This window comes from Sphingomonas sp. (assembly GCF_035317925.1).
Lineage (GTDB): Bacteria > Pseudomonadota > Alphaproteobacteria > Sphingomonadales > Sphingomonadaceae > Sphingomonas_I.
Genome location: NZ_DATHFV010000015.1, coordinates 1 through 11,181, shown reverse-complemented (window position 1 = coordinate 11,181; position 11,181 = coordinate 1). Strand labels below are relative to the sequence as shown.

Below are 11,181 nucleotides of genomic sequence, written 5' to 3'. Positions count from 1 at the left end.
CGGCCGCCACCGATTGCGACACCAGGTAACAGCAAAGCGCCGCCACGGCGACGCCAGCGACCTGCCACACTGCGCTCAGGCGCGTTGCGACAATCATGATGCACGACCTTTCGGGGCCCAGGGGCTTGCCGCGGTGCGCCGGGCGACGCGCAACGTGGCGGAACGGGAACGGGGATTGCGGGCAAGTTCGGCCTCGCTCGCGCGGACCGGCTTGGCGACGGCTTCGAAGCTGGCGGTGCGGACCTGCACTTCGGGCAGATGGCGCGATCCGGCCTGCGTGCCGCTGCGCTCCTTGAGGAAGCGCTTCACGATCCGGTCTTCGAGACTGTGGAACGAGACGATTGCGAGCCGGCCGCCGGGCGCGAGCGCCTGTTCGGCGGCGGCAAGGCCGTCTTCGAGCTCACCCAGCTCGCGGTTCACATGGATGCGGATCGCCTGGAAGGTGCGGGTCGCGGGATCCTTCTTGTCATGCTCGCGATAGCCGAGCGAACGGCGGACGATCGTCGCGAGTTGGCCGGTGCGCGTGATCGGCCGGGCGGCGACGATCGCGCGGGCGACGCGGCGCGACTGCCGTTCCTCGCCGAGATGGAACAGCACGTCGGCGATCTCGGCCTCGTCGGCTTCGTTGACGAAGTCGGCGGCGCTCACGCCGGCCTGGCCCATGCGCATGTCGAGCGGGCCGTCGGTCTGGAAGGAGAAGCCGCGATCGGCGCGGTCGAGCTGCATCGAGGAGACGCCGATGTCGAGCGTGACGCCGTCGACCGCGTCGAGGCCGCGTTCGGCGAGCGCGTCGCCCATCCGCGAATAGACGTCCTCGACCAGATCGAGCCGGCCGTCGCTGTCCGCGACCAAAGCCTGACCTTCGGCGATCGCGTCGGGGTCGCGATCGAAGGCGATGACATTCGCACCGGCGGCGAGCAGGGCACGGGTGTAACCGCCCGCGCCGAAGGTGCCGTCGACATGGGTTTCGCCGGGCCGGGGCGCGAGGCCGGCGATGACTTCGTCAAGCAATACGGGGATATGAGGGGCGGGCGCGCTCATGTCGGCTTGCGCTCCGCGAGCAGACCTTCGAGCGTGCCGAGCACGACCGGATTGTCGGCGAAAGCGACGCGCGCATTCTCCGGGCTCCAGATTTCGACGCAATCGTCCATGCCGACGAAGAAGGCGAGGTCGCCAATCTGGCCGAGCTTGCGCAGCAAAGGCGACAGGACCATGCGGCCGGCGCTGTCGAAGGCGACGTTGGTGAGGGCGGGAAGCTCATCGCGGCGGGCGCGCACAAGGGCGTCGCGACGCTCGGCAGCCGGCAGATCGGCCACGCCTTCACGGATGGCAGCGGAGAGATCGCGCAGGCCGACAGAATCGAAGGCGCGCAGGTGATCGGCCTTGGGATGCGGGGCGATCAGTAATTCTTTGTCAGGATCGCGCTCGCCATCTTCCTTGGCGCGGCGCTCGATCTGGGTGCGAAAGACGGCAGGCACGGACACGCGACCCTTCGCGTCGACCGCGTTCAAACCATGCCCAAAGAAGAAATTCTCCCTTTCCACCCAGTCCTGTCCACCCTGCAGCCCGCGGGGTTGACGTGCCCCGCCCCCCGTCGGCCGACGACGTGGAGACGCATGGGTGCGCATCCTCATTCGCCGGATCAGCGTGGATTAGCATGGGTTTCGTATGGGTTTCAATACCACTCTATGGTTTTGACTGTGTATTCCATGGTGGTGGGTGGGACGGACAGGCAGGCGAAAACCGCGCGAAACCGCGGAATCCAGGTCCGATCGGGCCTGTGGATAGGACGGTGGAGCGAATTTCTTTTCGGGCACCCGCGAACCGGACGCTCATGACCGCGACTCGGATCGCGGCAATCATCAGTGCGCCGACGCGCGCGTTTTGGCCGGCGACGGGGCCTTCGACTCGTCCTGGTCGGGGTTGCCGGGCGCGACGCCCAGCTCGGCGAGCGGCTCGCTCGGCGCGGAATCATTGGCGGTTGCGACGTTGTTGGAACCGGGGCGATCACCGCCCGCGGCATGCAGGACAATGGTCGCCGCCATCACCAGCAAAAAGACCCAGGCGAGCCCGATAAGGCCGACGCGCACGCGGTGCATGCCGCTATTTCCCGGACGGCTTCGTGACGATCATACGGCTAGAATAAGCCTCAACCCGCCGCTTGGGAACCTCGGTTGAACGGGGGCTTGTGTTTCAGCTTCGCTGAAACGAGCGGCACCGGCCCGCACCCCCACCCGGCCTCCCATAGAATAGCCTGACTGGGAGGCCGGGTGGGGGTACGGGCCGGTGCCGCTCAATCAACGCACCAGCCAGTCGGGGACGGGCAATTGCTTCGCCGCCAGCCACTCCGGATTGAACAGGGTCGAGAGGTAGCGCATCCCGGAATCGCACAGGATGGTGACGATCGTCTTGCCGGGCCCGAGCTCGCCCGCCAGCGCGATCGCACCGGCGACGTTGATGCCCGACGACAGGCCGACGCACAGGCCTTCGTCCCGCAGCAGCGCGAACACCTGTTCCAGCCCTACCTCGTCAGAAATACGGAATTGGGTGTCGATCGGTGCGCTTTCGAGGTTGGCGGTGATCCGGCTCTGGCCGATCCCTTCGGACACGGACGAGCCCTCGGCGCGCAATTCGCCATGGGCATAAAATTCGTAGAGCGAGGCGCCGTGCGGATCGGTGAGCGCGATCACGACATCCTCACGCAGCTCCTTAAGGCCGAGCCCGACGCCCGCCAGGGTCCCGCCGGTGCCGACCGAACAGGTGAAGCCATCGATCCTGCCGCCGGTCTGTTCCCAGATTTCGGGCGCGGTGGTGCGGATATGGGCGAGACGGTTGGCGGTGTTGTCGAACTGGTTCGACCACAAAGCGCCCGGGGTTTCCTCCGCGATACGGCGCGACATGTGCACATAGTGCGCCGGGTTGGAGTAGCTGGTCGGCGGCACCTCAATCAATTCCGCGCCGAGCGCGCGCAGCGTATCCTTCTTTTCCTGGCTCTGCGTCTCGGGGATCACGATCGTGGTGCGATAGCCCTTGGCGTTGCCGATCAGCGCAAGGCCGATGCCGGTATTACCCGCCGTGCCCTCGACGATCAGGCCGCCGGGCGCGAGCGTGCCATTGGCCTCCGCATCCTCGATGATGAACAAGGCGGCGCGGTCCTTGACCGAACCGCCGGGGTTCATGAATTCGCATTTGCCATAGATTTCGCAGCCGGTCGCGGCGCTGGGGCCGGCAAGGCGGACGAGCGGCGTATTGCCAACGAGGGCGGGCACGCCTGGAGCGGGGGTCACCATGCGCACGGGATAGGCAGCGCGCGGGGGCGGGGCAAGCAAGCTTCGGTTTCAGCAAGCCATGCGGGGCTTGCGGATGTTTTTTTGCCAAGTGAGACGGCTTTGGCTGGCAGGGTGCGGGCCGGTTCGGTTTCCGGTACGGGCTTGAAACGACCGCCAAGCCAGCGATTCGTCGCAATGCAGCGTCTTTTCTTCAATCGAAGCGTGGTTGTTTGTGTCACAAGAGCGTCAACACTCTTGACGTAATTTGCCGCAACCGCGAAAACCGGGACCGTCATGAAGCATCACATCCTCCGCGCCACGCCGCTCGCCGCCCTCCTTCTCCTCGCAGCCTGCGATTCCCAGCCGACGACGATCGTCTCCGGTGGGCCCACCGATCCCGACGCCGACAAGATCAAGGCCGCTCCGCCGGTCAAGCTGCCGCCGGCGATGCTGGCCAGCAAGTCTTATCGCTGCAAGGACAACAGCCTGATCTATGTCGACTGGTTCAACGACAATCAGACGGCGAACCTGCACCTCAAGGAAAAGTCGACCAGCCCGGTCGTGCTGACCGCGCCCAAGCCGGGCGATCCTTATGCGGGCGGCAGCTACACGCTGACCGGCAGCGCCACCGACAAATCGGTCAACATCAAGAAGGGCGGCGCCGGCCAGGATTGCGACGCCTGATTTTTTCGAAATTCGAACAATCGAGGCCGGCGGAGACCATTCCGCCGGCCTTTTTCTTTGGACGAGGCGTCCGGCTTCGCTATCGGCTCCCGGCATGAGCGAGATCACGCCTGCCATCGTCGCCGAACACGGCCTGTCCCCGGAAGAATATGAGCGCGTGCTGCATGCGCTGGGCCGCGAGCCCAATCGGACCGAACTCGGCATCTTCTCGGTCATGTGGTCGGAGCATTGCAGCTACAAATCGTCGCGCCTCCACCTCAAGAAATTGCCCACCACCGGCCCGCAGGTGATTTGCGGCCCGGGCGAGAATGCGGGCGTGGTCGATATCGGCGACGGCCAGGCCGCCATCTTCAAGATGGAGAGCCACAACCACCCGTCCTATATCGAGCCCTATCAGGGGGCCGCGACCGGCGTCGGCGGCATATTGCGCGACGTGTTCACAATGGGCGCGCGTCCGATCGCGAACATGAACGCCTTGCGCTTCGGCCGGCCCGACCATCCCAAGATGCGCCACCTGATCGCGGGCGTGGTCCACGGCATCGGCGGCTATGGCAATTGCGTCGGCGTGCCGACGGTCGGCGGCGAGGTGAATTTCCACCGCGCCTATGACGGCAACATCCTGGTCAATGCGATGACCGTGGGCGTCGCCGAAACCAACAAGATCTTCTATTCGGCCGCCTCCGGCCTCGGCAATTCGATCGTCTATGTCGGTTCCAAGACCGGGCGCGACGGTATCCACGGCGCGACCATGGCGTCGGCCGATTTCGGCGAGGATTCGGAAGAGAAGCGCCCGACCGTGCAGGTCGGCGATCCGTTCACCGAGAAATTGCTGATCGAGGCCTGTCTCGAGCTGATGGCGTCGGACGCGATCGTCGCGATCCAGGACATGGGTGCTGCCGGCCTGACCTCCTCGTCGGTCGAGATGGCATCGAAGGGCGGCGTCGGGATCGAGCTCGACATGAACGCGGTGCCCTGCCGCGAAACCGGCATGACGCCTTATGAGATGATGCTGTCGGAGAGCCAGGAGCGGATGCTCATGGTGCTGAAGCCGGGCCGCGAGGATTTCGCCGAAGCGATCTTCAGGAAGTGGGAGCTCGATTTCGCCGTGATCGGGCATGTCACCGACACCGGCCGGATGGTGCTGACCTTCAACGGCGAAACCGTGTGTGACATTCCGCTCGGCCCGCTCGCCGACGAAGCGCCGCTTTACGATCGGCCGCATGTGAGGACCGAAGTCCCGGCGCTTCCCAAGAAGATACCGGAGAGCAAGGATCTCGCCGCCGATCTGCTCACTTTGATGGGATCGCCTGATATCGCTTCGCGCCGCTGGATCTGGGAGCAATATGACCACATGGTCGGCGCGGACACGATCCAGCGCCCCGGGGGCGACGCCGCGGTGGTGCGCGTCCACGGCACCGACAAGGGGCTGGCGATCAGCACCGATTGCACGCCGCGTTACTGCTATGCCGACCCCTATGAGGGCGGGAAGCAGGCGATCGCCGAATGCTGGCGCAACATCACCGCGGTCGGCGCCAAGCCGCTCGCCACCACCGACTGCATGAATTTCGGCAACCCGCAGCGGCCGGAAATCATGGGCCAGTTCGTGGGCTGCATCGAGGGCATGGCCGAGGCCTGCAAGGCGCTCGACTTCCCGATCGTGAGCGGCAACGTGTCGCTCTACAACGAGACCAAGAATGAGGATGGCAGCGGCAGCGCGATACTGCCCACGCCCGCGATCGGCGGCATCGGCCTGTTGAAGGATTGGACGCGTTCGGTCGGCGTCGCCTTTCGCGACCGGGGCGACATCATCCTGCTCGTCGGCGCACGCAAGGGCCATCTCGGCCAATCCCTGTGGCTGCGCGAAGTGCACGGGATCGAAGGCCGGGATGCGGGCCCGCCGCCCCCGGTCGACCTCGATTGCGAGCGCAAGACCGGCGATTATGTGCGCGAGGGCATCGAACTCGGCTGGATCACGGCCTGCCATGACGTGTCGGACGGCGGCGTCGCGGTCGCGATCGCGGAAATGGCGCTGGCCGGCAATTGCGGCGCGCTGATCGACGGGCCGACGCCGTTCGGCCTGGCCGGATCCTATTTCGCCGAGGATCAGGGCCTCTATCTCGTGACGGTGCAGGATACGGCTTTGCTTGGCTTCCTGGCCGGCGCGCAGGTCCACGGGATCGCGGCCGAGCCGATCGGCCGCACGATCGCCAACCGCATCATCTTCGAATGCGAAGCGGGGGACCATTGCGTCACGATCGACGCGCTGCGTACCGCGCACGAAGGCTTCTTCCCGACGCTGATGGGGGCCGACGCGGCCCTCGCCTGACGACCTCCCGGCTCTCGTCAAATATTCAAGCTGCCAAGCCCGCCTGCCTATAGGCTGGTGCGCAGGCGTGCGCCGCCATAGGATGCCCGGCCGAGGCTGAGATCCGGCGGCGCGAACGCTGGACGAGGCATGAGAGGGAACCGGGCATGACGCGGAGCAAATCCATTCTGATCGCTACGGCGATTGCAGGCACGCTCGATATCGGCATGGCGGCGATCGAGACCGCGCACGCCGGCAAGCCGGTCGCCAACATGCTGCGCGGGCTGGCGAGCGGACCGTTCCCGTCCGCGATCGACTGGGGCGCAGCCGGCGCGGTGTTGGGACTGGCGGTCCATTACACGATCATGGCGGTGATGGTGACGGTGTTCATCCTCGCCCGCGAACGGATCGGCTGGGTGCGCGCGCACACCCTGGTGGCCGCCGCGCTCTACGGCGTCGGGCTGTGGCTGGTGATGTATGGACTGGTGATGCCGCTGCGGTTCGGCGCGCCCTTCCCCAGCCCCAATCCAGTCGCGATCGCGAAGCAATTGTTCGCCCATGTCGTGCTGGTTGGTCTGACCATCGGCCTCGTCGCCCGCCGCGAGCCAAACAGTTGAGCAGGCGCACGCAAATCTGGCTGACGGCGACCGCCGTCGCCGGCACGCTCGACCTGCTGTCGGCTTTCGTTTTCGGCGGCACCAAGGGCATATGGCCGCTGCGCGTGCTGCAATTCGTCGCGAGCGGGCCATTCGGCGACCGCGCGTTCGATGCGCCGGCTTTCGCTGTCGCCGGGCTGATCACGCATTACGCGATCATGGCGTGCATGGTCGCTGCCTACATGGTCGCCGCGCTCAAGCTGCCGATCCTGACGCGCCGGCCGCTTCTGTCCGGCGTGGCCTATGGCTTCGGGCTGTGGATCGTCATGTACTGGATCGTCAGACCATTGCGCTGGCCCGACGCGCCGCTGCCGAGCGCCAGCGGCCCCATTCAGATTGGTGAGGAACTGATCTCGCACGTCATTCTGGTTGGAATCGCGATCGGGCTGATCGTAGGCTGCGGGCTGACGCGCGCGCGGTGACCGCCTCTCCGCAATCCGACCGCATCCTCACGCTCGATGTGATCCGGGGCTTCGCTGTCTGCGGCATCCTGGCGATGAACATCGTGTCGATGGGCGAGCCTGGCTACGCTTACGTCGATCCCAATTATTATGGCGGCGCGCATGGCAGCGATCTTGCGGCCTGGGCGATCGCCTATGTGCTGGCCGATGGCAAACTGCGCGCCTTGTTCACGATGCTGTTCGGGTCATCCCTGCTCCTGATCACCGATGCGGCGGAGGATAGGACACCGGGGCCCGGCCGTACGCATTATGCCCGCATCTTCTGGCTGTTCGTGTTCGGCATGCTGCACGCCTGGTTCGTCTGGTACGGCGACATATTGGTCGATTATGCGATTGCCGGCGCGATCGCCTTCTTCGCGCGCAAATGGCAGCCGAGCGCGCTCGCCTTCGCCGCAATCTGCCTGATCGGCTTCTCCCTGATCCACAGCGGGATCGAATATCGCGACATGCAAGTGCTGCAGGCGCTGGCAAACGGCCCGCACCCGCCTGCAGACGCAATCCGCGAATGGCACAAGGTGCTGGCGCAAACCGCGCCGACTTCCGACATTCTGGGTAACGAGTTGCGGCTTTATCGCGGCTGCTTCGCCGACGCCTTTGCCGCGCGCGCGCCGATGACCGCGATGTTCCAGTTCCTTTTCCTGCCGTTGAACATGCCCGAGACTTTAGGCTTCGTGTTGGCCGGCATGTTCCTCTACCGGCTCGACTTCTGGCAGGGTGGCTGGAGCAAGCGGGCTTATCGCTGGACGCTCGCTTTGGGCGCCCTCACCATCCCCCTCTACGTTCCGCTGACGCAGGCGATCGTGGCGCATCATTTCGACCCGGCCTTCCTGCCGCTGGCGGACCTGCTGACCCTGCTGCTGCGCCCCTTCCTCGCGCTGGCTTACGCCTCGGCCCTGATCCTGGCGGTGCAGGCGGGCGCAGTGCCGTGGCTGATCAGTCGGTTCGCAGCGGCGGGTCGCATGGCTTTCTCCAATTATCTTGGCACCAGTCTGGTCATGACGACGATCTTCTATGGCTATGGCTTCGGCCTGTTCGGCGAGCTGCATCGCGCGCAACTTTATATTCTCGTCCTTGGCCAATGGCTGCTGATCCTCGGCTGGAGTCCGCTGTGGCTGCGTCATTTCCGCTACGGTCCGTTCGAATATGCCTGGCGCAGCCTGTCACGGGGTCACTTGGTAAGATTCCATCAAGCTATTGCGAGTTAGTCGCAGTATCGCTACATGGCGCTTACAAGGAGCCGTTGATGGTCGTCTGCCACTGCAATGCGATTCGGGAAAGTGACGTGCGCGAAGCCGTTCGTTCGGGTGCGCAATGCCCGCTCAGCGCTTATGCGTCGCTCGGCCGACGCCCCCGCTGCGGCCAGTGCCTGCCGTTCGCGCGCGAACTCATCGCCGAGGAGCAGCAGGCAGCCGCCTGACCCTTCGTTGAGAATGACTCGCGCGAGTCGTTCGCGCTTCTAATTTCCGTCGAGCCTGGTCTATCCGCATCCCAACAAGGGAGCGCGAGCCATGAAGGGCGACGAGAAGGTCATCGAATTCCTCAATACGGCGCTCAAGAACGAGCTGACGGCGGTCAACCAATATTGGCTGCATTACCGTTTGCTCGATCATTGGGGCATCGCGCGGCTGGCCGCCTATGAGCGGCATGAATCGATCGACGAGATGAAGCATGCCGACCTGCTGTCGGAGCGCATCCTGTTCCTCGATGGATTGCCCAATTTCCAGCTGCTCGGCCGGCTGCGCATCGGCGAAACGGTCGAGGAGGTGCTGCGCGCCGATCTTGCGGTCGAAGGCGAGGCGATCCCGCTGCTGCGCGACGCGATCGCCCATTGCGAGGAGGTGCGCGACTATATCAGCCGCGACCTGTTCCGCCGCATCCTCGACAATGAGGAAGAGCATGTCGATTTCCTGGAACGCCAGTTCGACATGATCGAACGGATGGGAATCCAGAATTACATCCAGCTTCAGTCGAAGCCGGCCGAAGAGGCGAGTTAGTCTCTGTTTCAGTTGCACTGAAACAGGCGCGGCACCGGCCCGCACCCCCACCCGGCCTCCCAATCAGGTTATTCTATGGGAGGCCGGGTGGGGGTGCGGGCCGGTGCCGCTTCAGCGTAGCTGCAAACGACTCTAGCCGACTTTGCGGCCGAAGCCTGCGGCTCGCCGCAACGGCGCCTGCGTGATCGTCGGCGCGGCCGCGAGCTGGAGCGCAGCAAGCGCTTCCTCGAACAAGGGGCGCAACCGGGTTGCGATTTCGGTGACGTCGGCCGGAAAGATGTGGGCTTCAACGCCGTCGCGGGCGGCCTTTTCGATATGTTCGGCAGCCAAACCGAGCGCTTCGGCGCCGAACTGCAGCGATTCGCCCTTCAGCGTATGCGCCGGACGCACCAAGGCGACGGTGTCGCGATTGCGCACGGCATCCTCGATCGCGTCGACCGATTTCACGCCATCTTCGGCGAAATAGCTGAGAATACGCGGAAAATGCGTGCCCAGTTCGGCACGAATCGCGTTCAGCTTTTCCCGATCGATCGTAGGATGTTCGTTCACGCAAGCCCTCTCCGCAAAACCGGCGGTCGGGGGCTTTTACGCCCGCACGCGTAAATCAATCCTTATTGCGGTGAGACGCGCGAAACGAAGAAGCCGCCATCCTGGTGGGAAAGAGCCCAACCTTGCACTGCGGCGAGCGCCGCAATCTCGCCCGGGGCGGCGGGATCGTCGGCGATTATGGTCGCGCTGTCGGCCGACCGCATCGCACGCGCGAGCCGCAGCACCGGCCACGGACAGCGCAGCCCGCGCGCATCGACGGTCACGCTCATTTGGTGCCGAAGGGATTTTTCGGCGCGCGCAGATTCATCCGCACCGGCACTCCGCCGAAGCCAAGATCACGGCGAATGCCGTTGATCAGATAGCGGCGATAGCTTTCCGGCAGCTGATCGACACGCGTGCCGAACAGGACGAAGGTGGGCGGGCGCGTCCGCGCCTGGGTGAGGTAGCGCAACTTGATGCGCCTGCCGCCCGGAGCCGGCGGTGGATTGGCTTCGATCGCGCGTTCGAACCAGCGATTGAGCTCGCCGGTACCGACGCGGCGCGACCAGGCTTCGCGCGTCTCGAAAGCGACCTCGATCAACTGATCGACACCACGCCCGGTGAAACCGGAGACGGTGATCAGCGGCAGGCCCTTCACCTGCGCCAGGCCATCGTCGAGCGCATTGCGGATGCCCTGGAACAGGCTCGGCGCATTCTCCGCCACGTCCCATTTGCTGACCGCGATGATCAGCGCGCGGCCCTCCTCGATCACCTGGGAGGCGATACGCAGATCCTGCGCCTCAAGCCCGCGCGTCGCGTCGAGCAGCAACACCACCACCTCGGCGAAGTCGATCGCGCGCTGTGTGTCGGCGGCCGACAGGCGCTCGAGCTTGTCCTCGACCTTGGCCTTGCGGCGCAGGCCGGCGGTATCGATCAGGCGGACCGGGCGGCCTTTATGTTCCCATTCGATCGCGATCGAATCGCGGGTGATGCCGGCCTCAGGACCGGTGATCATCCGTTCCTCGCCCAGCATCTGGTTGACGAGGGTCGACTTGCCTGCATTCGGCCGGCCGACGATGGCGAGCTTGAGCGGGCCTTCGCCGTCCTCCTCTTCCTCTTCGCCCTCAAATTCCTCCCGTTCGATATGCGGGCGCAAGGCCTCGAACAGATCGACCAGGCCTTCGCCATGCTCGGCCGAGAACGGGATCGGATCGCCCAGACCGAGCGAATAGGCATCCAGCAGCCCGGATTCGCCGGCTTTGCCTTCGGCCTTGTTGCCCATAA

Annotated in this window: 14 protein-coding genes; 7 read left to right on the top strand and 7 right to left on the bottom strand. The window is 65.1% G+C overall.

Going from position 1 to position 11,181, the window contains the following annotated elements; genetic code table 11:
* Positions 1-93: 93 nt before the first annotated feature.
* The 4 genes from rsmH to VK533_RS00930 all read right to left on the bottom strand — a co-directional run bounded on the left by rsmH (position 94) and on the right by VK533_RS00930 (position 3,290).
* Positions 94-1,041 carry a 16S rRNA (cytosine(1402)-N(4))-methyltransferase RsmH gene (gene rsmH / locus VK533_RS00945; protein WP_324374115.1) on the bottom strand — a complete coding sequence of 316 codons (948 nt, stop codon included), beginning with the start codon at positions 1,039-1,041 and terminating at the stop codon, positions 94-96.
* The gene (locus VK533_RS00940; RefSeq protein WP_324374113.1) at positions 1,038-1,628 is read right to left on the bottom strand and encodes a division/cell wall cluster transcriptional repressor MraZ; all 591 of its coding nucleotides are present in this window, start codon (positions 1,626-1,628) and stop codon (positions 1,038-1,040) included. Before VK533_RS00940 ends, rsmH begins: the two co-directional genes overlap by 4 nt.
* Before the next feature lie 234 nt (positions 1,629-1,862).
* Entirely contained in the window at positions 1,863-2,099 is a 237-nt protein-coding gene (locus VK533_RS00935; RefSeq protein ID WP_324374110.1) for a hypothetical protein, read from the bottom strand.
* A 198-nt stretch (positions 2,100-2,297) separates the two neighbouring features.
* Complete coding sequence (locus tag VK533_RS00930; RefSeq protein ID WP_414712265.1) at positions 2,298-3,290, bottom strand: cysteine synthase A; 993 nt, start codon at positions 3,288-3,290, stop codon at positions 2,298-2,300.
* A gap of 273 nt (positions 3,291-3,563) precedes the next feature.
* Here VK533_RS00930 and VK533_RS00925 point away from each other — a divergent pair, with 273 nt between their 5' ends.
* From VK533_RS00925 to bfr, 7 genes are all read left to right on the top strand, one after another.
* Positions 3,564-3,953 carry a hypothetical protein gene (locus VK533_RS00925; protein WP_324374107.1) on the top strand — a complete coding sequence of 130 codons (390 nt, stop codon included), beginning with the start codon at positions 3,564-3,566 and terminating at the stop codon, positions 3,951-3,953.
* A 94-nt stretch (positions 3,954-4,047) separates the two neighbouring features.
* A complete protein-coding gene (gene purL / locus VK533_RS00920; RefSeq protein WP_324374106.1) occupies positions 4,048-6,279 on the top strand; it encodes a phosphoribosylformylglycinamidine synthase subunit PurL in 2,232 nt (743 codons plus the stop codon).
* Positions 6,280-6,425: 146 nt separating this feature from the next.
* Positions 6,426-6,875, top strand: a complete 450-nt coding sequence (locus VK533_RS00915; RefSeq protein WP_324374104.1) for a hypothetical protein — start codon at positions 6,426-6,428, stop codon at positions 6,873-6,875.
* Positions 6,872-7,336 (top strand): hypothetical protein, encoded by a 465-nt coding sequence (locus tag VK533_RS00910; protein ID WP_324374102.1) that lies wholly within the window; start codon positions 6,872-6,874, stop codon positions 7,334-7,336. Before VK533_RS00915 ends, VK533_RS00910 begins: the two co-directional genes overlap by 4 nt.
* Positions 7,333-8,580, top strand: coding sequence for a DUF418 domain-containing protein (locus VK533_RS00905; protein WP_324374101.1), 1,248 nt, complete (start codon positions 7,333-7,335; stop codon positions 8,578-8,580). Before VK533_RS00910 ends, VK533_RS00905 begins: the two co-directional genes overlap by 4 nt.
* Positions 8,581-8,618: 38 nt before the next feature.
* Positions 8,619-8,792: a (2Fe-2S)-binding protein gene (locus VK533_RS00900; RefSeq protein ID WP_324374099.1), complete on the top strand. Its 174-nt coding sequence runs from the start codon at positions 8,619-8,621 to the stop codon at positions 8,790-8,792.
* Between the two features lie 91 nt (positions 8,793-8,883).
* Positions 8,884-9,369 (top strand): bacterioferritin, encoded by a 486-nt coding sequence (gene bfr, locus VK533_RS00895; RefSeq protein WP_324374097.1) that lies wholly within the window; start codon positions 8,884-8,886, stop codon positions 9,367-9,369.
* 132 nt (positions 9,370-9,501) lie between these two features.
* Here bfr and VK533_RS00890 read toward each other — a convergent pair whose 3' ends face one another.
* From VK533_RS00890 to der, 3 genes are all read right to left on the bottom strand, one after another.
* Positions 9,502-9,918 (bottom strand): Hpt domain-containing protein, encoded by a 417-nt coding sequence (locus tag VK533_RS00890; protein WP_324374095.1) that lies wholly within the window; start codon positions 9,916-9,918, stop codon positions 9,502-9,504.
* Positions 9,919-9,980: 62 nt separating this feature from the next.
* On the bottom strand, positions 9,981-10,187 hold the full coding sequence (locus VK533_RS00885) for a sulfurtransferase TusA family protein (protein ID WP_324374093.1): 207 nt from the start codon (positions 10,185-10,187) through the stop codon (positions 9,981-9,983).
* Positions 10,184-11,181: ribosome biogenesis GTPase Der (gene der, locus VK533_RS00880; RefSeq protein ID WP_324374091.1), on the bottom strand; the 998-nt coding region annotated here is incomplete at its 5' end. The genes der and VK533_RS00885, both read right to left, overlap by 4 nt.

Excerpts from the sequence above, each read along its gene's own strand:
- VK533_RS00885 (WP_324374093.1), bottom strand. The coding sequence starts at position 10,187 with ATGAGCGTGACCGTCGATGCGCGCGGGCTGCGCTGTCCGTGGCCGGTG.
- VK533_RS00935 (WP_324374110.1), bottom strand. The coding sequence starts at position 2,099 with ATGCACCGCGTGCGCGTCGGCCTTATCGGGCTCGCCTGGGTCTTTTTG.
- VK533_RS00915 (WP_324374104.1), top strand. The coding sequence starts at position 6,426 with ATGACGCGGAGCAAATCCATTCTGATCGCTACGGCGATTGCAGGCACG.
- VK533_RS00930 (WP_414712265.1), bottom strand. The coding sequence starts at position 3,290 with ATGGTGACCCCCGCTCCAGGCGTGCCCGCCCTCGTTGGCAATACGCCG.
- VK533_RS00940 (WP_324374113.1), bottom strand. The coding sequence starts at position 1,628 with ATGCGCACCCATGCGTCTCCACGTCGTCGGCCGACGGGGGGCGGGGCA.
- rsmH (WP_324374115.1), bottom strand. The coding sequence starts at position 1,041 with ATGAGCGCGCCCGCCCCTCATATCCCCGTATTGCTTGACGAAGTCATC.
- VK533_RS00900 (WP_324374099.1), top strand. The coding sequence starts at position 8,619 with ATGGTCGTCTGCCACTGCAATGCGATTCGGGAAAGTGACGTGCGCGAA.
- VK533_RS00925 (WP_324374107.1), top strand. The coding sequence starts at position 3,564 with ATGAAGCATCACATCCTCCGCGCCACGCCGCTCGCCGCCCTCCTTCTC.
- purL (WP_324374106.1), top strand. The coding sequence starts at position 4,048 with ATGAGCGAGATCACGCCTGCCATCGTCGCCGAACACGGCCTGTCCCCG.
- bfr (WP_324374097.1), top strand. The coding sequence starts at position 8,884 with ATGAAGGGCGACGAGAAGGTCATCGAATTCCTCAATACGGCGCTCAAG.